The 22,414-nt window shown below is 71.9% G+C and carries 22 protein-coding genes and 2 tRNA genes; 10 read left to right on the top strand and 14 right to left on the bottom strand.

Features of this window, described 5'->3' with window-relative positions:
* Positions 1-127: 127 nt before the first annotated feature.
* Both ACWCPN_RS14715 and ACWCPN_RS14710 read right to left on the bottom strand, forming a co-directional pair.
* Positions 128-757, bottom strand: a complete 630-nt coding sequence (locus ACWCPN_RS14715) for an alpha/beta hydrolase family protein (protein WP_451206044.1) — start codon at positions 755-757, stop codon at positions 128-130.
* Between the two features lie 10 nt (positions 758-767).
* Entirely contained in the window at positions 768-1,583 is an 816-nt protein-coding gene (locus tag ACWCPN_RS14710; RefSeq protein WP_451205594.1) for an SOS response-associated peptidase, read from the bottom strand.
* Positions 1,584-1,633: 50 nt separating this feature from the next.
* Between ACWCPN_RS14710 and ACWCPN_RS14705 the strand changes: the two genes are divergently transcribed.
* From ACWCPN_RS14705 to ACWCPN_RS14690, 4 genes are all read left to right on the top strand, one after another.
* Positions 1,634-2,344 carry a M50 family metallopeptidase gene (locus ACWCPN_RS14705; protein WP_451205591.1) on the top strand — a complete coding sequence of 237 codons (711 nt, stop codon included), beginning with the start codon at positions 1,634-1,636 and terminating at the stop codon, positions 2,342-2,344.
* Positions 2,345-2,372: 28 nt separating this feature from the next.
* The gene (gene aroA, locus ACWCPN_RS14700) at positions 2,373-3,713 is read left to right on the top strand and encodes a 3-phosphoshikimate 1-carboxyvinyltransferase (RefSeq protein WP_451205588.1); all 1,341 of its coding nucleotides are present in this window, start codon (positions 2,373-2,375) and stop codon (positions 3,711-3,713) included.
* Between the two features lie 16 nt (positions 3,714-3,729).
* On the top strand, positions 3,730-4,740 hold the full coding sequence (gene rsgA / locus ACWCPN_RS14695) for a ribosome small subunit-dependent GTPase A (protein ID WP_451205585.1): 1,011 nt from the start codon (positions 3,730-3,732) through the stop codon (positions 4,738-4,740).
* A gap of 84 nt (positions 4,741-4,824) precedes the next feature.
* Entirely contained in the window at positions 4,825-5,148 is a 324-nt protein-coding gene (locus tag ACWCPN_RS14690; RefSeq protein ID WP_358927546.1) for a DMT family transporter, read from the top strand.
* Between the two features lie 74 nt (positions 5,149-5,222).
* Here ACWCPN_RS14690 and ACWCPN_RS14685 read toward each other — a convergent pair whose 3' ends face one another.
* On the bottom strand, positions 5,223-5,828 hold the full coding sequence (locus ACWCPN_RS14685; RefSeq protein ID WP_451206042.1) for a TetR/AcrR family transcriptional regulator: 606 nt from the start codon (positions 5,826-5,828) through the stop codon (positions 5,223-5,225).
* 143 nt (positions 5,829-5,971) lie between these two features.
* On the opposite strand from ACWCPN_RS14685, the gene hisN reads away from it, so the two are divergent.
* A complete protein-coding gene (gene hisN, locus ACWCPN_RS14680) occupies positions 5,972-6,778 on the top strand; it encodes a histidinol-phosphatase (RefSeq protein WP_451205581.1) in 807 nt (268 codons plus the stop codon).
* A 150-nt stretch (positions 6,779-6,928) separates the two neighbouring features.
* Positions 6,929-7,324 (top strand): CBS domain-containing protein, encoded by a 396-nt coding sequence (locus ACWCPN_RS14675; RefSeq protein WP_451205578.1) that lies wholly within the window; start codon positions 6,929-6,931, stop codon positions 7,322-7,324.
* A 72-nt stretch (positions 7,325-7,396) separates the two neighbouring features.
* Here the strand turns inward: ACWCPN_RS14675 and ACWCPN_RS14670 are convergent, their stop codons facing one another.
* Positions 7,397-8,851 (bottom strand): catalase, encoded by a 1,455-nt coding sequence (locus tag ACWCPN_RS14670; RefSeq protein ID WP_451205574.1) that lies wholly within the window; start codon positions 8,849-8,851, stop codon positions 7,397-7,399.
* A 143-nt stretch (positions 8,852-8,994) separates the two neighbouring features.
* Here ACWCPN_RS14670 and ACWCPN_RS14665 point away from each other — a divergent pair, with 143 nt between their 5' ends.
* Positions 8,995-9,411, top strand: coding sequence for a Fur family transcriptional regulator (locus ACWCPN_RS14665; protein WP_451205571.1), 417 nt, complete (start codon positions 8,995-8,997; stop codon positions 9,409-9,411).
* Positions 9,412-9,556: 145 nt separating this feature from the next.
* On the opposite strand, the gene ACWCPN_RS14660 is transcribed toward ACWCPN_RS14665, so the two are convergent.
* The 4 genes from ACWCPN_RS14660 to ACWCPN_RS14645 form a co-directional block, all read right to left on the bottom strand.
* Positions 9,557-9,630, bottom strand: a tRNA-Met gene (locus ACWCPN_RS14660).
* Between the two features lie 66 nt (positions 9,631-9,696).
* A complete protein-coding gene (locus ACWCPN_RS14655; protein WP_451205568.1) occupies positions 9,697-11,517 on the bottom strand; it encodes a tetratricopeptide repeat protein in 1,821 nt (606 codons plus the stop codon).
* Positions 11,518-11,724: 207 nt separating this feature from the next.
* Positions 11,725-11,798 (bottom strand) — tRNA-Met (locus ACWCPN_RS14650).
* Positions 11,799-11,839: 41 nt separating this feature from the next.
* A complete protein-coding gene (locus tag ACWCPN_RS14645) occupies positions 11,840-14,737 on the bottom strand; it encodes a UPF0182 family membrane protein (RefSeq protein WP_451206040.1) in 2,898 nt (965 codons plus the stop codon).
* A gap of 163 nt (positions 14,738-14,900) precedes the next feature.
* Between ACWCPN_RS14645 and ACWCPN_RS14640 the strand changes: the two genes are divergently transcribed.
* On the top strand, positions 14,901-15,443 hold the full coding sequence (locus ACWCPN_RS14640; RefSeq protein ID WP_199211924.1) for a PPA1309 family protein: 543 nt from the start codon (positions 14,901-14,903) through the stop codon (positions 15,441-15,443).
* A 71-nt stretch (positions 15,444-15,514) separates the two neighbouring features.
* On the opposite strand, the gene ACWCPN_RS14635 is transcribed toward ACWCPN_RS14640, so the two are convergent.
* From ACWCPN_RS14635 to ACWCPN_RS14620, 4 genes are all read right to left on the bottom strand, one after another.
* Positions 15,515-16,612 (bottom strand): YlbL family protein, encoded by a 1,098-nt coding sequence (locus tag ACWCPN_RS14635; protein ID WP_451205565.1) that lies wholly within the window; start codon positions 16,610-16,612, stop codon positions 15,515-15,517.
* A 51-nt stretch (positions 16,613-16,663) separates the two neighbouring features.
* Positions 16,664-16,840, bottom strand: coding sequence for a hypothetical protein (locus ACWCPN_RS14630; RefSeq protein ID WP_199211922.1), 177 nt, complete (start codon positions 16,838-16,840; stop codon positions 16,664-16,666).
* 128 nt (positions 16,841-16,968) lie between these two features.
* A complete protein-coding gene (locus ACWCPN_RS14625; protein WP_199211921.1) occupies positions 16,969-17,430 on the bottom strand; it encodes a molybdenum cofactor biosynthesis protein MoaE in 462 nt (153 codons plus the stop codon).
* 171 nt (positions 17,431-17,601) lie between these two features.
* Positions 17,602-18,762: an NAD-dependent epimerase/dehydratase family protein gene (locus ACWCPN_RS14620; protein WP_199211920.1), complete on the bottom strand. Its 1,161-nt coding sequence runs from the start codon at positions 18,760-18,762 to the stop codon at positions 17,602-17,604.
* Positions 18,763-18,953: 191 nt separating this feature from the next.
* On the opposite strand from ACWCPN_RS14620, the gene ACWCPN_RS14615 reads away from it, so the two are divergent.
* Positions 18,954-20,390, top strand: a complete 1,437-nt coding sequence (locus ACWCPN_RS14615) for a zinc-dependent metalloprotease (protein ID WP_451205561.1) — start codon at positions 18,954-18,956, stop codon at positions 20,388-20,390.
* Positions 20,387-20,908: an NUDIX hydrolase gene (locus ACWCPN_RS14610; RefSeq protein WP_451205558.1), complete on the top strand. Its 522-nt coding sequence runs from the start codon at positions 20,387-20,389 to the stop codon at positions 20,906-20,908. The genes ACWCPN_RS14615 and ACWCPN_RS14610 overlap by 4 nt, the downstream gene beginning before the upstream one ends.
* A 52-nt stretch (positions 20,909-20,960) precedes the next feature.
* On the opposite strand, the gene ACWCPN_RS14605 is transcribed toward ACWCPN_RS14610, so the two are convergent.
* Entirely contained in the window at positions 20,961-21,716 is a 756-nt protein-coding gene (locus tag ACWCPN_RS14605) for an AIM24 family protein (protein ID WP_392292223.1), read from the bottom strand.
* Positions 21,717-21,733: 17 nt separating this feature from the next.
* Positions 21,734-22,414: an AIM24 family protein gene (locus tag ACWCPN_RS14600; protein ID WP_359545680.1), complete on the bottom strand. Its 681-nt coding sequence runs from the start codon at positions 22,412-22,414 to the stop codon at positions 21,734-21,736.

The raw sequence follows: 22,414 nt of genomic DNA, 5'->3' as shown, positions 1-22,414 counted from the left end.
GCGCGGCTGCTGCGGCTCGGGCAGTACGTCGAACCCATGCGGCGGACTTCCTTTCCTACGACGTCGGCGCTGATCCCTCAGCACTTCTGTCCGCCTCAACAGCGCCCCGCCGCCGGGCATTCCCGGGTCACCCGAGTGAGCCGGTCCACTCCGCGACGCCGTCGGTGATGATCTCCAGCGCCCGCTCCTGGGTGATCTCCGCGCGCTTGGGCACGGCGAACCCGTGGTCGCCGCCGGGCACCTCGATCATCCGGTGGTCCCCCTCGGGGAACTCCGCCGGCCTGCCGAAGGGGTCGTTACCGCCCTGCACGACGAGGGTGGGGACCCCGGCGCCGAGCAGTTCCGCGGCGCGGGACTTCTCCGGCCGGCCCGGCGGGTGCAGCGGGAAGCTGAGCGCGAGCACGGCGTGCGCGCCCAGTTCCGCCGCGGTGCGGCAGGCGACCCGGGCGCCCGCGCTGCGGCCGCCGGAGACGACGGGCAGGCCCGGCGCCGCCAGCGCGGGCCACAGGCCGCGCCAGCCGGTGTCCAGGGTCTTCGGCGCGGGTGCGAGCTTCTTGCCGGCCACCCGCCAGGGCTGCTCGACGAGGGCCACGGTCACCCCGTGGGCCGGCAGCACCCGGGCGAGCGCCTGGAGGTCGCGGGCCTCGATGCCGCCCCCGGCGCCATGGCTCACCGCGAGGACGAGGCGGGCGGCGCCCGCCCGGTGCCAGGTGATCCGGGCGTCGCCGGCGTCGGTCGGGACGGTCTGTGCGGTCATGGTGGTCACGTCAGAAGAGTGTGCCGACTTCCGGGGCCTCCAGCTCCTTCAGCAGCTCCGGGCCGCCGTTGCGGACGTTGCTGACCGCGGTGGAGACGGGGTAGGCGCGCATCAGGCCGTGCGGGGGCGGGTCGAGCAGCCCGCGCAGGTCCTCCGGGTCGGTGCGGGAGGGGTCCAGCCAGGCGTCCCAGCGCTCCGGGGTGAGCATGAGCGGCATGCGGGGGTGGATGTCGGCCAGGGAGTGCGGTCCCTCGGCGGGGGCGACGGCCAGTGGGGTCCGCTCCGCCTCCGTGGTGATCACCGAGCAGGTGACCCACCAGGCGCTCGGGTGGTCGTCGGGCAGGGTCCGGTCCCGCCAGAACTCGTACAGGCCGGCCATCGCGAAGACCGAGCCGTCGGCGGGCAGCACGAAGTACGGCTGCTTGCGCGGCCGCTTCTTCTTCCCCTCGACCTCCAGCTCGCGCTCCTGGGTGCCGGTGACCCACTCGTAGTAGCCGTCGGCGGGCAGGATGCAGCGCCGGGCGGCGAAGGCGCGGCGGTAGGCGGGCTTCTCGTGCACGGTCTCGGCGCGCGCGTTGATCATCCGGGCGCCGCCCTCGGGCGTCTTGGACCAGGAGGGCACCAGGCCCCACCTCAGCCTGCGGAGCTGCCGAACCGGACGCGGGTCCGCGGCGTCTTTCAACGGACGGTCCAGTACGGCGTAGACCTCCTTGGTAGGAGCCACGTTGTAGTCCGGCTCCAGGGTCTCCTCCGGCTCCCACTTCTCGATCTCGAAGATTCCGGCGAGATCCTCGGGCCTACGACTGGATGCATACCGTCCGCACATACGTGCCACACTGCCAGACTCCGCACGAGGACAGGGAGCTGCTCGGTCAAATGGAAAGCCTCACCGCCGGCCTCTGGGACCGGCTCACCGGCACCCAGCCCGATCCCGGCCTGTGGGTGGTGCTGGCCACCGGGGTCGCCGCGCTGGCCGTCGTCGTGCCGCACCCCCTGTGGCGCATAGCCCGCAACGCCATCACCATCGCGCACGAGGGCGGGCACGGCCTGGTGGCGCTGCTCACCGGCCGGCAGCTCACCGGCATCCGCCTGCACTCCGACACCAGCGGCCTCACCGTCAGCCGGGGCAAGCCGTACGGCCTGGGCATGATCCTCACCGCGGCCGCCGGGTACACGGCGCCCTCGCTGCTGGGCCTGGGCGGTGCCGCGCTGCTGGCGGCCGGCCGCATCACCGTGCTGCTGTGGGCGGCGACCGCCCTGCTGGTCGTCATGCTGGTGATGATCCGCAACGCCTACGGGGCACTGACCGTGGTGCTGACCGGCGGCGCCTTCCTGCTGGTGTCGTGGCTCACGGGGCCGCAGGTGCAGGCGGCGTTCGCGTACGCGGTGGTGTGGTTCCTGCTGCTCGGCGGGGTCCGGCCGCCGTTCGAGCTGCAGGCCAAGCGGATGCGGGGCGGCGCGGGCGACTCCGACGCGGACCAGCTCTCCCGTCTGACGCATGTCCCGGCGGGCCTGTGGCTGTTCCTGTTCCACGCGGTCTCCCTGTGCTCCCTGATCGGCGGCGGCCGCTGGCTGCTGGAGGGTTGATACCGGCCCCTCCTTATAAAGTGGCCCCATGGCCCCGAACACCGCCCCTCCCGCCCTCTGGCCCGCCCCGCACGCGAGCGGAGCCGTCGACGCGACGGTCCACGTGCCCGGGTCCAAGTCGGTCACCAACCGAGCCCTCGTGCTGGCCGCCCTCGCCTCCGAGCCCGGCTGGCTGCGCCGTCCGCTGCGCTCCCGCGACACCCTGCTGATGGCCGGCGCGCTGCGGGCCATGGGCGTGGAGATCGAGGAGACCGTGTCGTCCAGCTCCTCCGTCGCGGGCGGCCCGGACGGCTCCGGTGAGGCCTGGCGCGTGCTGCCCACCGGCCTGCACGGTCCGGCCACGGTCGACGTCGGCAACGCCGGCACGGTGATGCGCTTCCTGCCGCCGGTGGCCGCGCTGGCCGACGGCCCGATCCGGTTCGACGGGGACCCGCGGTCGTACGAGCGGCCCCTCAACGGCGTGATCGACGCGCTGCGGGTGCTCGGCGCCCGGATCGACGACGACGGCCGGGGCGCGCTGCCGCTGACCGTGCACGGCGCCGGGGCGCTGGACGGCGGTCCGGTGTCGATCGACGCCTCCTCGTCCTCCCAGTTCGTCTCCGCGCTGCTGCTGTCCGGCCCGCGCTTCAACCAGGGTGTCGAGGTCCGGCACACCGGGGCCTCCCTGCCCTCCCTGCCGCACATCCGGATGACCGTGGACATGCTGCGCGCGGTCGGCGCCCAGGTGGACACCCCGGAGTCGGGCGGCGAGCCGAACGTGTGGCGGGTGACGCCGGGTGCGCTGCTCGGCCGGGACCTGACGATCGAGCCGGACCTGTCCAACGCCCAGCCGTTCCTGGCCGCGGCCCTGGTCACGGGCGGCAAGGTGCTGATCCCGGACTGGCCGGAGCGGACCACCCAGCCGGGTGACCGGCTGCGCGAGATCTTCACCGAGATGGGCGGCTCCTGCGAGCTGACCGAGTTCGGGCTGGTGTTCACCGGCTCGGGCGCCGTGCACGGCATCGACGTCGACCTGAGCGACGTCGGCGAGCTGACCCCGGGCATCGCCGCGGTCGCCGCGCTCGCCGACTCCCCCTCGACCCTGCGGGGCGTGGCCCATCTGCGGCTGCACGAGACGGACCGGCTGGCCGCGCTCACCAAGGAGATCAACGAGCTCGGCGGCGACGTCACCGAGACGGCCGACGGCCTGCACATCCGCCCGCGCCCGCTGCACGGCGGGGTGTTCCACACCTACGAGGACCACCGCATGGCCACCGCCGGTGCGATCATCGGCCTGGCGGTCGAAGGTGTGCGGATCGAGAACGTGGCGACGACGGCGAAGACCCTGCCGGACTTCCCCGAGCTGTGGACCGGGATGCTGGGGAACTGACGGGCGGACTGGGATCATGCGCCGCTACGGCAAGCACACCGACGAGGACGACATCCGCAGCCGCCCCAACCGCAAGGGCAACCGGCCGCGCACCAACATCCGGCCCAAGCACGAGGAAGCGGCCGAGGGCATGGTCCTCACCGTCGACCGGGGCCGCCTTACCTGCCTGGTCGAGGGCCGGACCGTGCTGGCGATGAAGGCCCGGGAGCTGGGCCGCAAGGCGGCCGTCGTGGGCGACCGGGTGGCACTGGTCGGCGATCTGTCCGGCAAGAAGGACACCCTCGCGCGGATCGTGCGCATCGAGGAGCGCACCTCGGTGCTGCGCCGCACCGCGGACGACGACGACCCCTACGAGCGGGTGGTCGTCGCCAACGCCGACCAACTGGCGATCGTCACGGCCCTCGCCGACCCCGAGCCGCGCCCGCGCCTGATCGACCGCTGCCTGGTGGCGGCCTACGACGGCGGCCTGGAGCCGCTGCTGGTGATGACGAAGTCCGACCTGGCCCCGCCGGACAAACTGCTGGAGCTGTACGGCGCGCTCGACATCCCGTACGTCGTCACCAGCCGGGAGGAACTGGAGAACGGCGACGCCGCCGACCGGGTGCGCGAGTACCTGGAAGGCCGGATCACCGCGTTCGTGGGCCACTCGGGCGTGGGCAAGACGACCCTGGTCAACGCGCTCGTCCCGGCGGACCTGCGGCGCACGACCGGCCATGTCAACGCGGTGACGGGCCGCGGCCGCCACACCACCACCTCCGCCCTCGCCCTGCCCCTCGCCGGGGCGGACGAATGGGTCGTCGACACCCCGGGGGTGCGCTCCTTCGGCCTGGCGCACATCGATCCCTCCCGGGTGATCCTCGCCTTCCCGGACCTGGAGCCGGGCACCGAGGGCTGCCCGCGCGCGTGCAGCCACGACGAGCCGGACTGCGCGCTGGACGCGTTCGTCGAGGAGGGTCACGCCGATCCGGCGCGGCTCTACTCGCTGCGCCGGCTGCTGGCCACGCGGGACCGCAGGGACGGCGACTGAGGGCCGCGGGGTTTGCCGGGGGTCGCGTTCGGTAAGTGCATAATCGCACCGAGCCGGAGATCCGGACCTACGGGAGGACCGCACATGGCGTGGCTGCTGGTCATAGTGGCCGGGATTCTGGAGACCGGTTTCGCCGTGTGCCTCAAGCTCTCGCACGGGTTCACCCGGCTGTGGCCCACGATCGCCTTCGCCTCCTTCGCCCTGGGCAGCTTCGGCCTGCTGACCCTGTCCCTGAAGAAACTCGACGTCGGCCCCGCGTACGCCGTGTGGACCGGGATCGGCGCGGCGGGCACCGCGATCTACGGCATGGTCTTCCTCGGCGACCTGGTGTCGACCCTGAAGATCGTCTCGATCTCCTTCGTCATCATCGGCGTGATCGGTCTCCAGTTGTCGGGCTCGGCGCACTGACGTCCTCCCGCCGGCCCGCCGTCGGCGCCCTCGGGCCGGGACGGCGCCCGGCCGTCCGGCCGCCAGGACGCGATTCAGACCAGGTGACGCCCCAGGACGCCGCGCACCAGTTCCGCCACGCCGTCCTCCTCCGGTGGTGCCGCGACGCAGGACAGGGCGAGGCGCACGGCCAGTTCGCAGGAGCGGGTCAGGTCGGCGGTGTGCTCCGTGGCGGCGGCGGGCCCGGCCAGCACGGTGACCGCGCGGTCCCGGACCAGCCGCACGAAGTCGCCGGGCGAGGGCAGCGGCCCGTCCGCCCGGCGCTGCGCGGGTACGACGGAGGAGGAGCGCACGGCGGCGAGCGCCGGCGCGGGCAGGCGCTCGCTCCAGCACCCGGTGAGCAGGGCCCGTACCAGCGCGCTGTCCCGGGCCGCCGACGCCATCCACTCGGCGGTGGCGGTCAGCCGGTCGCGGGGGTCGGTGTGCGCGGCGAGGGCCCGTTCCACCCCGGCGAGATATCCGTCGGCCTCCCGCCGCACCAGCGCTCTGGCCAGCCCCTCCTTGCTCCCGAACTCGTTGTACAGCGTCTGCCGGGACACCCCGGCCGCCGCGGCCACGTCGACCATCCGCACCGCGGTCCACGGCCGGCGCGCGAGCGCCGTGGCGGCGGCGTCCAGTAGGGATTCCCGGGCCGCAGGCATCATCGCCTCCCTGGGGCGGACAACTCTGCGCCCAGATTTGACGCGCTCCCACGCACTGTCAAGGGTGCGCGGGCCACCGTCGCGCCCCGCCCGGTCCGGGCCCTTGTGGCCCCGGGGCGTCCATGGCAGATACGGTTCGAGGCATGCCGGACTACCTCGACGACCTCCGACTCGCCCACGTACTCGCGGACGCGGCCGACGCCACCACCATGGACCGCTTCAAGGCGCTCGACCTGAAGGTGGAGACGAAGCCGGACATGACGCCGGTCAGCGAGGCGGACAAGGCGGCGGAGGAACTCATCCGCGGCCACCTCAAGCGAGCCCGGCCACGGGACGCCGTCCTCGGTGAGGAGTTCGGCGTCGAGGGCACGGGGCCGCGCCGCTGGGTGATCGACCCGATCGACGGCACGAAGAACTACGTCCGGGGCGTCCCGGTCTGGGCCACCCTCATCTCGCTGATGGAAGCGGGCGAGGGCGGCTACCACCCGGTCGTCGGCCTCGTCTCCGCACCCGCCCTCGGCCGCCGCTGGTGGGCCGCGAAGGACCACGGCGCCTTCACGGGCCGCAGTCTGACCTCCGCGTCCCGCATCCACGTCTCCCACGTCGGCGAGCTGGCCGACGCGTCCTTCGCGTACTCCTCGCTCTCCGGCTGGGAGGAGCAGAGCCGGCTGGACGGCTTCCTCGACCTGACCCGCGAGGTGTGGCGCACGCGCGCGTACGGCGACTTCTGGCCCTACATGATGGTCGCGGAGGGCTCCGTCGACATCTGCGCCGAGCCGGAGCTGTCCCTGTGGGACATGGCGGCGAACGCGATCATCGTCACCGAGGCCGGCGGCACCTTCACCGGGCTCGACGGCCGTCCGGGCCCGCACAGCGGCAACGCGGCGGCCTCCAACGGCCTGCTGCACGACGTCCTGCTGGACCATCTGGACCGGCGCCGGCGCCCCTGACGGCCCGGCCAGTTCCGCGCACGCCCTCAACTGGCCGCGCGCGCCCTCTTGTTGACCCGCTCTTTACCGGGCACTCTGAGGTCGACCCCCACTTGTGAATTTGTGAATCCGTGCACAACGCCATGGATTCCTAGGAGGTGGCCTCATTCCATGATCGTCCGAGACGCCATGAGCACGGTGATCCTCACCGTCGGCCCCGCCCACACCCTGCGTCAGGCAGCCGCCCTGATGTCCGCCCGCCACGTCGGCGCCGCCGTGGTCCTCGACCCCGACGCCGGCGGCGTCGGCATCCTCACCGAACGCGACATCCTCAACTCCGTCGGCCTCGGCCAGAACCCGGACACGGAACGCACCCACGCCCACACCACCACCGACGTCGTCTTCGCCACCCCGACCTGGACCCTCCAGGAGGCGGCCCGGGCCATGACCCGCGGCGGTTTCCGGCACCTGGTGGTCCTCGACCGCGGCGAGCCCGTCGGCATCGTGTCGGTCCGCGACATCATCCGCTGCTGGGTCCCGGCCCGGGAGCCCGCACCGGCGCTCTGAGCACACAAGGGCGGGCCGGACCCCCTGGGGGTCCGGCCCGCCCCGGCCGGCGCCCGGCCCGCCGAGGGCGGCTCAGCCGCGCAGCGCCCGCACCGTGGCCTCCAGCCGCTTGCCGAAGTCGGCGTCGGCTTCGCGGAAGTTGCCGATCGCGCGCACGGCGATGTCCTCGCGCGACACCTGGGAGACCGCCCCGGCCAGGTTGGCGACCAGTCGCTCCTTCTCCTCCTCCGACATCAGCCGGTAGAGGTCGCCCGCCTGCACGAAGTCGTCGTCCTCGGCGTGCCGCGGCGTCGGGTGGCCGCCGGTGCCCGCGGTGAAGCCGTCGAACGGCTGCCACAGCGGCCGGCCGGTCTGCCCCGGTCCCCCGAAGCTGTTCGGCTCGTAGTTCCTCGCACCGCCGTGCCGGCCGTCGTACAGGTGGCCGTCCCGGGAGTTGGTGCGCGCCTCGGCGGCGTGCGGGCGGTTCACCGGCAGGTGGTCGGCGTTGACGCCGACGCGGTAGCGGTGCGCGTCGCCGTACGCGAACAGGCGGCCCTGGAGCATCTTGTCCGGGGACGGGCCGATGCCGGGCACGAAGTGCGCGGGGCTGAAGACCGACTGCTCGACCTCGGCGAAGACGTTCCGCGGATTGCGGTTCAGCTCCAGCCTGCCGATCTCCATGACCGGGTAGTCCGCGTGCGGCCACACCTTGGTCAGGTCGAACGGGTTGAAGCGGTACGTCGCCGCGTCCGCCGCCGGCATGATCTGCACGCCCACGGTCCAGCTCGGGAACTCGCCGCGCTCGATCGCCTCGCGCAGGTCGCGCTGGTGGGAGTCGGGGTCCTTGCCCGCCAGGACCTCGGCCTCCGCGGCGGTGAGGTTCCTGATCCCCTGGTCGGTCTTGAAGTGGTACTTGACCCAGAAGACCTCGCCGGCCTTGTTGTTCCACTGGTAGGTGTGCGAGCCGAAGCCGTCCATGTGCCGGTACGACGCCGGGATGCCGCGGTCGCCGAACAGCCAGGTGACCTGGTGGGTGCTCTCCGGGCTCAGGCCCCAGAAGTCCCAGACGTTGTCCGCCTCCGTGGAACCGGTGTACGGGTCGCGCTTCTGGGTGTGGATGAAGTCCGGGAACTTGATCGCGTCGCGGATGAAGAACACCGGGGTGTTGTTGCCGACGAGGTCGTAGTTGCCCTCCTCGGTGTAGAACTTCAGCGCGAAGCCGCGCGGGTCGCGGACCGCGTCCGCCGCACCCAGGTTCCCGGCCACGGTCGAGAAGCGCAGGAAGGTCTCGGTCTCCTTGCCGGCCTCGGAGAGGAACGCGGCCCGGGTGTACGGGGTGACGTCGGCGGTCACCGTGAAGGTGCCGTACGCCCCCGCGCCCCGGGCGTGCACGACGCGCTCCGGGATGCGCTCGCGGTTGAAGTGGGCCAGCTTCTCCAGGAGCAGCTGGTCCTGCACGAGCACCGGGCCGCCGACGCCTGCGGTCTCACTGTTCTGGTTGTCGGCCACCGGTGCACCGGCCTCCGTGGTGAGCGGTCCCTGGGTCACGTGCGCCTCCTGCGTCACTCCCGACCGGTCCTGTCCACCGGTCAAAACTAGCTTCGATCCTACATTGGACATTGTCCAAGTCAAATGTGATTCCAAAGTCACACCTGTTCGGGATCTGGTCCTCTTGCTGTTACGCTGCTTCCATGAGCGACCTACTGGAACGGCTGCGCGGACGCGGATGGCGGATGACCGCACAGCGACGCGTGGTGGCCGAGGTTCTCGACGGCGATCACGTCCACATGACGGCCGACGAGGTCCATGCGCGGGCCGTCACGAAGCTGCCGGAGATCTCCCGGGCGACCGTCTACAACACGCTGGGCGAGCTGGTGACCCTCGGCGAGGTGATCGAGGTCACGACGGACAAGCGCGCCAAGCGCTACGACCCGAACGCGCACCGGCCGCACCACCACCTGGTCTGCGCCCGGTGCGGCGCGATCCGTGACGTGCACCCCACGGGCAACCCGCTCGCCGACCTCCCCGACACCGAGCGCTTCGGCTTCACGGTGTCGGACGTCGAGGTGACGTACCGGGGCCTGTGCCCGAACTGCGCGGGTGCGTGACGCGGGACGAGTGACACCGGACAGGTGAGGAGAGGGGCCGCGGCCCCTCTCCTTTTTCGCGCGCTCGCACCGGGGAAGCGGAAACGGGTGGCGCAAACGACCGAGGGCCGGAACCCATTTCTGGATTCCGGCCCTCGGCCTTCAGTAGCGGGGACAGGATTTGAACCTGCGACCTCTGGGTTATGAGCCCAGCGAGCTACCGAGCTGCTCCACCCCGCGTCGGTGAACACGACACTACGGGAGGGAAGCCCGCGGAAGCAAATCCATTGCCGGCGAGTGGCCAGGTCACGCCGAGAGCTCCTCGCGCAGGGCGTCCCGCAGCCGGCCCGCCCGCTCGGACACCTCCGCGGGCCCCAGCGCCACCGCGCGGTCGGCCCACCTCTGCCCTTCCGCCAGCTCACCACGACGCGCGTAGACCAGGGCCAGCCGGAGCGCCGCCCGGCCGTGCCCGGCGTCGGCGGCCCGAGTCCACCACACCGCCGCCTCGGGCTCGCTGCCCTCCCGGGCCAGCAGCAGGCCCAGGTTGAACGCCCCGTTGCGCGATCCGGCCTCGGCCGCCGCCCGGTACCACCGCGCGGCCTCGACCACGTCGCCCCGGGCCGCGGCGAGCATGCCCACCCGGACCTGGGCACGGCGGTGCCCCTGGGTGGCCGCCCGCTCGTACCACTCCTCGCACTCGGTCTTCTCGTGCACGACCTCACCCAGTTCGTGGGCCGGCTCCGGGGGCCGCCGCGCGTCCAGCAGGGTCGCGAGCCGGTAGGCCGCCTCGGGGTTGCCGCCGCCTGCCGCGCAGCGCAGGTGCCGCTCGGCCCCCTGCTCGTCGCCCTCGCGCAGCCGGGCCATCCCGACCTGTAGGGCGGCCTCGGTGTGCCCGGCGGCGGCCGCGCGCTCGTACCAGCGCAGCGCGACATCGGCGTCCTCGTCCGTGCCCCGCCCGGCGTGCAGGATGCCCAGGTTGAACGCGGCGTCCACGCTGCCGGCCTCGGCGGCCTTGGAGAACCAGGGCTCCGCTCCGGCCGGGTCGTCGCCCTGGAGCAGCAGGATGGCCAGCGCGTTCGCCGCCTCCCGGTGCCCCGCGTACGCCGCCCGCCGGTACCACTGCTCGGCCTGCGCGGTCCGGCCCTGCTCGGCGCAGAGCAGCCCGAGGTTGTAGGCCCCGTTGTCGTCCCCGGCGTCCAGCGCGGCCCGGTACCAGCGCTCGGCGGTCTGCGTCTCGCCGCGCTCGGCGTGCAGCGCGCCCAGCGCGTTGGCCGCGTTGCCGTCGCCGTCCTGGGCGGCCCTGAGCCACCACACGGCGGCGCTCTCGGTGTCCCCGGCGTCGCGCAGCAGGAAGCCCAGCGCGCAGGCGGCCCGGGCCTCCCCGTCCTTGGCGGAGGTCAGGTACCAGCGCCCGGCCTCCTTGAGGTCCCCGCGCTTCTCCAGGATCGCCCCGAGGTGCAGCGCGGCCCGCCGGTGACCGCGGGCCGCGGCCTGGCGGTACCACTGCTCGGTCTCCTCGACAGCGTTGTCGGACCCGCCCTCCTCCTCGGCGCCGGCCTTCCGGTCGAGCGCGCGCGCCAGCCGGTAGGCGGCCTCGCGGTGCCCGCGTTCGGCGGCGGCCCGCATCCAGTCCCCGGCCGCGGCGTCCCCCCGGTGCTCCAGCAGGTCGGCGAGCGCGTAGGCGCCCAGGGCGTGGCCCTGCTCGGCGGACTGGCGCAGCCAGTACTCGGCGGCGGGCTCGTCCCCGCGCTCGCGGTGGTGGCGGCCGAGCGCGTGCGCGGCGGCGGCCGAACCGGCCACCGCGGCGATCCGCCACCAGCCGGCGGCCTCCTCGGCATAGCCGCGCTGGTGCAGCAGGACACCCAGGTTGTTGGCGGCGGCGCGGTCGCCGGCCGCGGTGGCTGCACGCAGGTGGGGCTCGGCTCCGTCGAGGTCGCCGCCGCGCAGGAGCATGGCACCGAGGACGCTCATCGCCTCGGTGTCGCCGGTCCGCGCGGCGAGCCGGAGGCGCGCGTCCTCGGCCGTGTCGCCCGTGTCGCCCATTTCATCCCGGGTCGCCCCCTCACCCGGAGACTGCACAAATCGCCCTGTCTCGAACAGAGTTGCCTTGTCCCCCATAACGTCCATCGTCGCACCACCTGCAACCTGGGTACACCCGGTATACCGCAGCCCGTGAGGTCACTTCAGCGTTTTGTCGACATGCCCACAGAGAGATAAGTCAAACACAGACAGCCCAACTCCCCACGGCGGCGCGGCCGTCCTCCCGATCTGTACATGAGTTCGCACACCACGAAGGCCCGGATCCCTGTAAGGAATCCGGGCCTTCGTCTTCAGTAGCGGGGACAGGATTTGAACCTGCGACCTCTGGGTTATGAGCCCAGCGAGCTACCGAGCTGCTCCACCCCGCGCCGTTGTTCAGCAACCGTATCACGGCGCGGGGTGGTCTTGATCAGCTCTTGCCGCCGCCCCCGCTCTTGTCGCCACCTGCGGCCTTGTCGGCCTTGGCCTGCGCCTCCTCGGCCCGCTTCAGCGCGGCCTCGAGATCGTCCTGCGCCTTGGCGTACGCCGACCAGTCCGGCTTCGGCTTCTGCAGGGCCTCCTGCCCGGCCTCGAACGCCTTCTGGGCGTCGTCGAGCGCCTGCCTGACCGTCGGGTCGCCGGTGTCGGGCGGGTTGTCCCCGGTCTTCGGCGGTGTGGTCGAACCCTCGACCCCGAACACCTTGTTCAGCGCCTCGTCCAGGGTGTTCTCGAAGGCGGTCCTGCCCTCGTAGGTGACCAGCACCTTGCGCAGCAGGGGGTACTTCAGCGAGCCACCACGGACGTAGACGGGCTCCGCGTAGAGCAGTCCTCCGTCCAGGGGCACCGTCAGCAGGTTGCCGTACTCGACCTTGGAGTGGCCTCTGCTCAGCAGGCTGATGGTCTCGGCGATGTCCGACTCCGAGTTGAACTGGCTCTGCACCTGCTTGGGACCGTAGACGGTGGTGCTCGCCGGCAGCTTGAGGACTCTGATCTTGCCGTAGTCGCTCGTGCCCGGGTCGGAGTCGACGGCCATGAAGGCGCTGAGGTTGTCCCGCCCGTTCGGTGTGAACGTCGTCGTCAGCGAGAACGCCTGGGCACTCTGGTCCGGCATCTTCATGCTCAGGTAGTACGGCGGCACCGCGTTGCCGGAGTCGTTCGACGGGTCGTCGGGCACCTCCCACACCTCGCTGCCGCTGAGGAAGGTCTGCGCGTCGGTCACGTGGTAGCGGGTGAGCAGCTCGCGCTGGACCTTGAACAGGTCCTGCGGGTAGCGCAGATGCTGCATCAGGTCCCCGGAGATGTCCGCGCGCGGCTGGACCGTCCCGGGGAAGGCCTTCATCCAGGTCTTCAGCACGGGGTCCGCGGTGTCCCACTGGTAGAGCTTGACCTCGCCGGTGTACGCGTCGACGGTCGCCTTCACGGAGTTGCGGATGTAGTTGACCTGGTTCTGCTGGGCCACCACCGCGCGGGAGTTGTTCGTCGCGGTCAGCGAGTCGGCCGTCGTGTCACCGAGCGTCGTACGGGACGCGTACGGATAGCCGTTGGTGGTCGTGTACGCGTCGACGATCCACTGGATGCGGTGGTTCACCACGGCCGGGTAGGCGTCACCGTCGATGGTCAGCCAGGGAGCCACCGCCTCGACGCGCTCCTTGGGGGTGCGGTTGTACAGGATCCGCGAGCCCTTGCCGATCGCGCCCGAGTAGAGGATCTGCGGCTCGTTGAACGCCACCGCGTACGCGGCCCGGTTGACCGGGCTGTCGAGGTTGACCCCGCTCCTGCCCTGGTAGCTGGTGGTCTTCTCGCGCTCGTTGTCGGAGTAGTCGACCTCCTTCTGGGGGCCGCCGACGATCGAGTACGTGGTGGTCTTCTCACCGTAGTAGATCTGCTGCTTGTAGCTGCCGAGGGAGCCCTCGGACGGCAGGTTCTTCTCGGTGAAGACCGGGCGGCCCTCGGAGTCGGCCTCGGTGCCCTTGGCGGCGACCGCGCCGTAGCCGTGCGTGTAGCGGAAGTGGTCGTTGATCCAGTTGTTCTTGGGGATGCCGCCCAGGTTCAGCTCACGCAGGCCGATGACGGTGTCCTGCTCCTTGCCGTCCTTGGCGTACCGGTCGACGTCGAGGTTGGCCGGGAACCCGTAGTAGCCCTTGATCTGCTGCAGCTGCTGGAACGTCGGCGAGACGACGTTCGGGTCCATGATGCGGATGCTCGCCGTGTCGCCGACCCTGTCGCGCAGCTCGGTCTTGTCCGCGGTGGTGGACTTGCCGGCGTACTCGGTGACCTTGGTGTCGTCGATCCCGTAGGCCTCGCGGGTCGCCTCCAGGTTCTTCTGGACGTACGGGGCTTCCTTGGCCTGCTCGTTGGGCTGCACCTGGAACTTCTGCACGATGGCCGGGTACAGGCCGCCGATCAGGACCGCGGAGAGGACCATCAGGCCGAAACCGATGACCGGAAGCTGCCAGGTGCGCCGCCACAGGGTGGCGAAGAACAGCAGCGCGCAGATGACGGCGATGCAGAACAGGATCGTCTTGGCCGGCAGGTAGGCGTTGGCGTCGACGTAGCGCAGGCCGGTCCAGTTGCCGGTCGCCTTGAAGTCGCTGGATTTGACGGCGAGCCCGTACCGGTCGAGCCAGTAGGCGACCGCCTTCAGCGCCACGAAGATGCCGAGGAGCACCGACAGGTGCCCGGTCGCGGCGGCGGTGGCGCGCGCGCCCGGACTCGTGACGCGCAGCCCGCCGTACAGGTAGTGGGTGAGCGCGGCGGCGATCAGGCACAGGATCGCGGTGGCGAAGCCGAAGCCGAGCAGGAACCGGTACCAGGGCAGGTCGAAGGCGTAGAAGGAGACGTCGAGGTGGAACTGCGGGTCCTTCTGGTGGAAGGGCACGCCGTTGACCCACATCAGCCAGGTGCGCCACTGTCCGGCCGCGGAGGCACCGGCGATCAGACCGACGAGACAGGCGACGGCGAGCAGCAGCCAGGTCTTGTACGGCGCGATGCCCATCCGGTAGCGGTCGAGGCTCTGCTGCTCCATGGACATGGCGCTCAGCGGGGGCCGCAGCCGGTGGGCCAGCCAGATGTTGAGGCCGACGGCGACGGCCATCAGCAGCCCGAAGACGAAGAACAGCCCGATCTTGGTCCACAGCGTGGTGGTGAACACGGACGAGTAGTGCACCGACCGGTACCACAGCCAGTCCGTCCAGAAGCCCGCGAACATGGTGAACACCATGCCGAGGACGGCGAGGACGCCCAGCGTCATGAGCAGGGCCCGGGCCCGCCGGGACGGGCGTCCCGCTCTGATCCGTGGCCCCGTCGGGCCTCCGCCGCGGTCCGGCATCTGGAAAGCCAAGGTGCGCACCTCGAAGTTCGCTGTCGATACGTCAGGCCCCCGTTCTCACGGGTCGGCCGAGGCCCCCCGTGATCGCGGGCCACACCTATGCAACTTACTCACGGTTCACTCGGTTCCCGATTCCGCCCGGGAACGAGGCAGGATTGTGACCATGTCCAACACTCCCATGGCAGCGAACCCGCTCACCCGGGCCGTACTCGAGATCGACGAGTACGCCTCCGGCCTCGGCTGGGACCAGCCCGCCCGCCTCTTCGCCCTCGTAGACACCGCACGACTGCGGGCCCAGGAACCCTCGCTCGCCACCCAGCTCGGCCTCGACGACGAGTCCGAGGCGGCCGGCCTCACCCCGATCGAGCAGGACGAGGTTCCGGCGGACAAGGCGCTCGACGAGTTCCTCGGCACCATCGCCTGGCCGGACGCGGTGGTGGGCTGCGCGCTCACCGTGGAGCGCCTGATGCTGCCGCCGTCCGCCGAGGCGCAGGTGCCGAAGGGCCTGAGCGAGGCCAAGCTGGCGAAGTGGGTGGCGGAGCACCCCGAGCGCCAGGAGGTCCGTATGACGGTGGCGGTGCTGCGCGACGGCGGCCGCGAGTCGGCGCTGCGCCTGCGCGAGAAGGACTCCTCGACGGAGGTCCTGACGGGGCCGGAGCTGGTGCCGGGCCTGGCCGAGGCGCTGGCGGCGACCTTCGCGGACTGATCACCCCGGTACGGCGATGGGGGCGCTCCCGGTGATCGGGGGCGCCCCCAGCCGTGTCCCGGGGCCGCCGGTCAGCTCTTGGCGGTGCACTTCGGCAGGGCGGCGGTGTCGCCGCCGCGGATGTCCTTCAGGGCGCCGAGCGCGTCGCCGATGGTCTTCACCTTGACGAGCGTGAGCCCGCTCGGGGTGTCCTTGGCGGCTGCCGCGCAGTTGTCGGCGGGGGTGAGGAAGTACCGGGCGCCCTTGTTGCGGGCGCCGACGGTCTTCATCTCGATGCCGCCGATCGGCCCGACGGTCCCCCTGTCGTCGATGGTGCCGGTGCCGGCGACGAAGTTCCCGCCGGTGAGGCTGCCCGGGGTGAGCTTGTCGTAGATGCCGAGCGCGAACATCAGTCCGGCGCTGGGCCCGCCGACGTCGGCGAGCTTGATGTCGATGCTGAACGGGAAGGTGTGGTCGGTCCCGGCGGAGATCCCGACGATGGCGCGCCGGGCGCCGCTGTCGTGGGAGGTCGCCGTCGTGAGGGCGACGTCCCGGGTCTTCGCCGCCGTCCTGTGCTGCTTCTCGGCGGCGGCCTGTTCCTTGGCCGGGACGACGGTGAAGACGACCTTCTGGCCGGGCTTGTGCCGGGTGACGAACCGGGCGACGTCGGACGGCTGCCCGACGGCCGTCCCGTCCACGGCCTTGATCACGTCGCCCGCGTGCAGCCGGCCCTCGGCCGGGGAGCCCTTGACGACGGTGGAGACGATCACCCAGGACTTCACGGGGACGCCCAGTTCCTTCAAGGCGGCGACCTTGGCGCTCTCCTGGGACTGGCTGAACTCCTCGGCGTTCTCCTGGGTGGACTGCTGCTCGGTCTTGCCGTCCGGGTAGAGGGTGTCGTGCGGCACGATCTTGCTGTCGTGCGCCAGCCAGCCGTAGACGGCCTCCACCAGGTTCATCCGGAAGTCGGCGCTGGTGACGCGGACGGTGGTCATGTTCAGGTGACCGTCCGTCGCGTACGTCTTGTGGCCGGAGATCTGCAGCACCGGCTCGCCGTCGTGCTCCCCGAGCGTGTTCACGGTCGGCCCGGGAGACATCTCCGCGTACGGCACGGGGATGAGCACACCCGCGCACAGGAGCGCGATCAGCATCAGGGTGGAGGCGAGCATCGTCGCGGTGCGGCGTGGCATGCCACGACAGTACGGGACGCCTCTGTCAGCGCACCGTCAGGGCACCAATCCTCAGGCGCCGGGGGCGCCGGAGTGGGACTTCTTCTCCATGGCCTCGCGGAACCGCGCGTAGCCGTCCAGCTCGGGACCGTCGCTGCGGATTCTCCGGGTCCGATTGGCCCAACTCCCCCACAGTCCGGCCGCGACCGCGGCAACCAGCGGAATCAGCAACCAGGCGAGCGCCGCCATGCCGACCTCCCAACCCCATGAGCGTCCGCGACTGACTGATCAGCAGATTAACCATCCGCACTGACAACGCTCACGCGAGGGGGGTGGTTACGCAACCGGGCGGGCCGGTGGGCCGACGGTGACGGCGGTCAGCAGGCGCCGACCCATTCCTCGGTCCCGTCGGAGAACCGCTGGTGCTTCCAGATGGGCACCTCGTGCTTCAGGTCGTCGATGAGCCTGCGGCAGGCCTCGAACGCCTCACCCCGATGGGGGCACGACACGCCGACGACGACGGCGAGGTCCCCGACCCGGAGGTCCCCCACCCGGTGGACGGCGGCCAGCGCCCGCACCGGGAACTCGGCGGCGACCTTCTCGGCGATCCGCCGCATCTCCGCCTCGGCGCTCGGATGGCAGGAGTACCCGAGCGCGTCGACGTCGGCGCCCCCGTCGTGGTTGCGCACCGTCCCCACGAACAGCGCGACACCGCCCGCGGCGTCGTCCCCGACGGCCGCGAACACCTCGTCCACGGAGAGCGGGGTCTCCCGGACGCCGATCAGCTTGATGGGGTCCTGAGCCGCCTGCTCACCGGGGTGATCGTTCGTGGGTGCCATGCCCCCATCGTGCCGCACACCCCCGCCCCACCGGAATACGACTTTCACCAGGCTCGCGCGCGGGATGGCTTGGAGCCTCCTACAGGCCGGGCGGCACGCGGCCGCTCACGGAGCTACGGGGTGGGCGGCACGCGGCCGCTCACGGAGCCCCTCGCCAGGTGCCCCCGGATCTCACCTGCGGCGGGCCTTGCGGGCCCGCCGCACCACCGCGGCGGCGCCCAGCAGGGCCACCGTCGCCCCCGCCGCGCCCGCGGCCGTGGCGTCCTTGCGTCCCAGCCGGCGTCCGGCGACCGTGTGCCGCCCGGAGACCTCCGCCAGCAGCTCCGCCAGCACCTCCTCGTTGGTCCAGCGGGGCCGCCACCCGGCGTCGTGCAGCCGGCTGCCGCTGACCACCCAGGGGTACATCGTGTACGCCAGGTCGCCCGCCGGGGACGGGGTGAGGCCGATCCGGTGCAGCCGGGCGGCGGCGCCCAGGGCGACCGCCGACGGCAGTTCCATCCGCCGGATCCCGGTCAGCTCCTCGACCTCCTCCTGCTCCAGCCATCCGTCGCAGCCGACCGCCAGTTCCCCGTCCACCTTCTCCAGGACGGCGTACTCCAGGGCGGCGCACAGGTCCTCGACGTGGCAGAACTGCCAGGCCGGACGCGATCCGGCGACCACGAGCAGGCGGGGCGACTCGAAGTACCGGGTCAGCGCGGTGTCGGTGCCTCCCACCAGCACCGCGGGCCGCACCACGGTCACGTTCAGCCCCGGATGCGCGCGGGGGGCGCGCCGGGCCAGCCGCTCGATCTCCAGCAGGTCCCCGACGCCGGTGGCCTCGGCCGTCGCCCGCAGCTCGGCGTCCTCCGACAGGGGCAGCTCGTTCTCCGGCAGCGCCCCGTAGACCATCGCCGAGGTGCACAGCACGACCCGGTGCACTCCGGCCGCCGCGGCGGCGGTCAGCACGGTCTGCGTGCCCCGGACGTTGTAGGCGGTGCGGGCCGCCGGGTCGGTCTCCAGGTCGAGGTCGAGCGCGAGGTGCACCACGACGTCCGCGCCCCGCAGCTTGTCCGCGATCGCCGGGTCGCGCACGTCCAGGATGTGCCACTGCGCGGCATCGCACTCCCCGCGCCGCTCGTCGATGGCGATGACCTGCTTGATCTCCTCGGCGGCCGCGAGCCGCTCGGTGAGCATGGCGCCGATCCCGGCGGCCGCGCCGGTGACCGCCACGACGGGCCCGCGCACGGCGGTCGTCCCGTCGGCGCGCCGCGCCGTGGTCGCGGGACCGTGGTCGGGCGACGGGCGGTCTGTATGGTTTCGCGCTGCGCGAACCTGCGGATCTGGGGAACTCACCGGGCGTCTCCAGCGGTTGTCTTCGGTACGGGCGCGACTGAGGCGCACGTACCAGGTGCATCCATCCTGCCGCAGGCTTTCCGTGGGCGAAGCACCGAGGCCCGATCGGGTCCGGGTGTCTACGCTGGGTGGTGACGTCGGGCAGCCGCGCCGCCGGAGAGAACCGGTGGCCTTACCAGCCGAGGAATCCCGTGAGTGACACCCCATTCGGATTCGGCCTTCCGCCGGAGGAGCCGGAGGACGGCGACGAGGGCAAGAAGAAGGACCAGCAGAGCGGTGGTGAGCAGGGACCGGCCAACCCGTTCGGTTTCGGGCTGCCCGGAGCCGGAGGCTTTGGCGGCCCCGGCGCCGACAACCCGCTCGCAGCGATGTTCGGGTCCCTGAACCCCACCGACCTGGGCGCCGCTTTCCAGCAGCTCGGCCAGATGCTCTCCTACGAGGGCGGCCCGGTGAACTGGGACATGGCCAAGCAGATCGCCCGCCAGACCGTCTCCCAGGGCACCCCGGACGGCGTGAAGGACGCGAGCATCGGCGGCGCCGAGCGCTCCGCGGTCCAGGAAGCCGTCCGTCTGGCCGACCTGTGGCTGGACGACGCGACCTCCCTGCCGTCGGGCGCGGCCTCGGCGGTGGCCTGGTCCCGCGCCGAGTGGGTCGAGGCGACCCTGCCCGCCTGGCAGGAGCTGGTCGACCCGGTCGCCGAGCGGGTAGGCGCGGCCATGGGTGACGTCCTGCCGGAGGAGATGCAGGCCATGGCGGGCCCGCTGATCGGCATGATGCGCTCGATGGGCGGGGCCATGTTCGGCACGCAGATCGGGCAGGCCGTGGGCGTGCTCGCGGGCGAGGTCGTCGGTTCCACCGACATCGGCCTGCCGCTGAGCCCGGCCGGCAAGGCCGCGCTGCTCCCCGCCAACGTGGAGGCGTTCGGCAAGGACCTCGGCGTGCCGCAGGAGGAGGTCCGGCTCTACCTGGCCCTGCGCGAGGCGGCTCACCAGCGCCTGTTCGCGCACGTGCCGTGGCTGCGCTCGCACCTGTTCGGCGCGGTCGACGGCTACGCGCGCGGCATCAAGGTCGACACGGCCAAGCTGGAGGACGTGGTCGGGCAGTTCGACCCGCAGAACCCCGAGCAGCTTCAGGACGCCCTTCAGCAGGGCATGTTCCAGCCGGAGGACACGCCCGAGCAGAAGGCGGCCCTGGCCCGTCTGGAGACCGCTCTGGCGCTCGTGGAGGGCTGGGTGGACGCGGTGGTGCACGCGGCCGCGAAACCGCGCCTGTCGTCCGCCGACGCCCTGCGCGAGACCCTGCGCCGCCGCCGTGCCACCGGCGGCCCGGCGGAGCAGACGTTCGCGACGCTGATCGGCCTGGAGCTGCGTCCGCGCCGGCTGCGTGACGCCTCGCGGCTGTGGGCCTCGCTCACGGACGCGCGCGGGGTGGACGGCCGGGACGCCCTGTGGGCCCACCCGGACATGCTGCCGACGGCCACCGACCTGGACGATCCGGACGGCTTCGTGCACCGTGAGCAGCTCGACTTCTCCGAGCTGGACAAGATGCTCGGCGAGGCGGCGGGCGGCGCCGGCGAGAAGCCGAACCTGAAGAAGGACGACGAGGCCGGGGGCGACGACACCGAGTGAGCCTGTACGACGACGCGGTCCTCGTGCTGAAGGGGTACGAGGGCCAGGACGAGCTGCGCCAGGCCTACCTGGATCATCTGGCGGCCCACCCGGACGGCATGTGGAAGGCGTGCGCGGACGGTCACCTCACGGCGAGCGCGCTGGTGCTCGACCCCGAGCGGGGCCGGGTGCTGCTGACCCTGCACCGGAAGCTGCGGATGTGGCTGCAGATGGGCGGCCACTGCGAGCCCGTCGACGCCACCCTGCGGGACGCCGCCCTGCGGGAGGCGACGGAGGAGTCGGGCATCACGGGGCTGTCCCTGGTGCCCGGGGGCCCGGTCCGGCTGGACCGGCATCCGCTCCCGCCGCCCTGCCACTGGCACCTCGACGTCCAGTACGCGGTGCTGGCCCCGCCCGGAGCCGTCCAGCAGATCAGCGACGAGTCCCTGGACCTGCGCTGGTTCGCGTACGACGAGGTGGCCGGCGTGGCCGACGACTCCGTCGTGCGCCTGGTGGAGGCCGCGCGCGCCCGGCTGTGAACGCGGAAGGGGTGACCGCCCGGGCGGTCACCCCTCGCCGGTTCAGGCGCGCTCAGCTCCAGACGTTGCCCTGGTTCTGTCCGCGCGCGCCCTGCTGGCCCATGCCGAACTGCGCGGCGAGTCCCTGTCCGATCTGCGCGTTCTGCGGCGGCAGCAGCTCGCTGGGCTGCACCAGCGCGAAGCCGGAGCCCATGAAGCTCAGCTCCCAGCCCTCACCGGTGCTGCCGCGCCGCCGCCAGACACCGGAGGAGTGCGTCTGGGCCTGCATCTGCACCCGCAGCCCGGTGGACCAGGCGACGATCGCGTCGGCGTCGCAGTTGACGTACTTGTCGGGCGTGACCTGCATCAGCAGCGGCGCGCCCGAGGTCATCAGGGCGACCTTGCCGCGTCCGGTGATGTTGAGCTGGTACTTCCCGGAACCGGAGATGCCGTACAGGCTGTCGACGGCGATGACCTCGTGGTGCAGCGAGGAGTCCATGGCGAGGACGTAGGAGCTGTCGACGGTCAGCCCGTCCTGCTCGACGTCCATGACGTGCACGTACTGGGCGAGGTTGGCGAGGTAGACGGTGCCCTGTCCGTGACAGCGCATCAGGTCCAGGCCCTCGCCGGTGTGCCTTCGCGCGCGGGCCTGTCCGTTGCTGCGGTACTCGGCGTCGAACTCGACCAGACCCTGGTAGGCGACCATCGTCCCCTTGCGCGCGAGGAGGTCGTCGTGGCCTTCCAGGGTGACGCGGAGCATCTGCTTGTTCTGCAGGCTCCAGCGCTCCTGGGTCTGCTGGTCGTTGTGGGCGAAAAGCGGGCTCTGCATGATGTTCTGACTCCCCCTCAGCCCCGGAACCGAAGGCGGTCGGTGCTGTCCTCGCTGGGCTGGACGACGACGATGCCCTGGCCGGAGAAGGCCATCTGGTAGGCCTCACCGCTGCCCCGGCCGATCAGCGACTGCGCCTTGAAGCTGCGCTTGCCCTTCACCTTCAGGTTCGGGGACCATGCGACGAGCGCGTCCGGGTCGACGTACGTCTCGTCCTCGCCGCCGCCGCAGTCGACCACGATCGGCTTGCCCCGTGAGGTCAGCGCGACCCAGCCCTGTCCGGAGATCTTGGTGTTCCACAGGCCCTGCCCGGCGAACTTGGCGAGCCCCTTCACCCGCTCCACGCCCCAGCTGAGGTGCGCGTCGAAGGCGAGCAGGTTGGTGGCGTTGACCGAGATGCCGTCGCCGTTGAGGTTGATCACGACGACGTCGGCGCCGTAGTCGGCGAGGTAGAGCAGTCCGTCGCCGGAGCACTTCATCAGGGGGGCGCCCTCGCCGGTCATCCAGTCGCGGGCGATCTGGCGGACGGCCGGCGGGTTGGGCTCGTACTGGATGAAGCCCTCGTAGGCGACCATCGACCCCACGCGCGCGAGGAGGTCGCTGCCGGTCTGCATGGCGACCTTCAGCATGTGGCTGCCGTGGTTCTCCATGCGGGCGGTGACGGGTGCGGGAGCGTAGCCCGCGAGCGGCTGGTTCAT

The sequence above is a fragment of the Streptomyces sp. NPDC002386 genome, from assembly GCF_053593175.1.
Note: the sequence above shows the minus strand (reverse complement) of the source record. Positions and strands in the feature narration are given on the sequence as shown.

Bases quoted from the DNA above. Each gene is read 5' to 3' on its own strand.
- ACWCPN_RS14655 (WP_451205568.1), bottom strand. From the start codon at position 11,517: ATGGACGTTATGGGGGACAAGGCAACTCTGTTCGAGACAGGGCGATTT.
- ACWCPN_RS14665 (WP_451205571.1), top strand. From the start codon at position 8,995: ATGAGCGACCTACTGGAACGGCTGCGCGGACGCGGATGGCGGATGACC.
- ACWCPN_RS14635 (WP_451205565.1), bottom strand. From the start codon at position 16,612: ATGCCACGCCGCACCGCGACGATGCTCGCCTCCACCCTGATGCTGATC.
- rsgA (WP_451205585.1), top strand. From the start codon at position 3,730: ATGCGCCGCTACGGCAAGCACACCGACGAGGACGACATCCGCAGCCGC.
- ACWCPN_RS14605 (WP_392292223.1), bottom strand. From the start codon at position 21,716: ATGCAGAGCCCGCTTTTCGCCCACAACGACCAGCAGACCCAGGAGCGC.
- ACWCPN_RS14645 (WP_451206040.1), bottom strand. From the start codon at position 14,737: ATGCCGGACCGCGGCGGAGGCCCGACGGGGCCACGGATCAGAGCGGGA.
- ACWCPN_RS14640 (WP_199211924.1), top strand. From the start codon at position 14,901: ATGTCCAACACTCCCATGGCAGCGAACCCGCTCACCCGGGCCGTACTC.
- aroA (WP_451205588.1), top strand. From the start codon at position 2,373: ATGGCCCCGAACACCGCCCCTCCCGCCCTCTGGCCCGCCCCGCACGCG.
- ACWCPN_RS14685 (WP_451206042.1), bottom strand. From the start codon at position 5,828: ATGCCTGCGGCCCGGGAATCCCTACTGGACGCCGCCGCCACGGCGCTC.
- ACWCPN_RS14690 (WP_358927546.1), top strand. From the start codon at position 4,825: ATGGCGTGGCTGCTGGTCATAGTGGCCGGGATTCTGGAGACCGGTTTC.
- ACWCPN_RS14625 (WP_199211921.1), bottom strand. From the start codon at position 17,430: ATGGCACCCACGAACGATCACCCCGGTGAGCAGGCGGCTCAGGACCCC.
- ACWCPN_RS14705 (WP_451205591.1), top strand. From the start codon at position 1,634: ATGGAAAGCCTCACCGCCGGCCTCTGGGACCGGCTCACCGGCACCCAG.
- ACWCPN_RS14600 (WP_359545680.1), bottom strand. From the start codon at position 22,414: ATGAACCAGCCGCTCGCGGGCTACGCTCCCGCACCCGTCACCGCCCGC.
- ACWCPN_RS14710 (WP_451205594.1), bottom strand. From the start codon at position 1,583: ATGTGCGGACGGTATGCATCCAGTCGTAGGCCCGAGGATCTCGCCGGA.
- ACWCPN_RS14715 (WP_451206044.1), bottom strand. From the start codon at position 757: ATGACCGCACAGACCGTCCCGACCGACGCCGGCGACGCCCGGATCACC.
- hisN (WP_451205581.1), top strand. From the start codon at position 5,972: ATGCCGGACTACCTCGACGACCTCCGACTCGCCCACGTACTCGCGGAC.
- ACWCPN_RS14675 (WP_451205578.1), top strand. From the start codon at position 6,929: ATGATCGTCCGAGACGCCATGAGCACGGTGATCCTCACCGTCGGCCCC.
- ACWCPN_RS14630 (WP_199211922.1), bottom strand. From the start codon at position 16,840: ATGGCGGCGCTCGCCTGGTTGCTGATTCCGCTGGTTGCCGCGGTCGCG.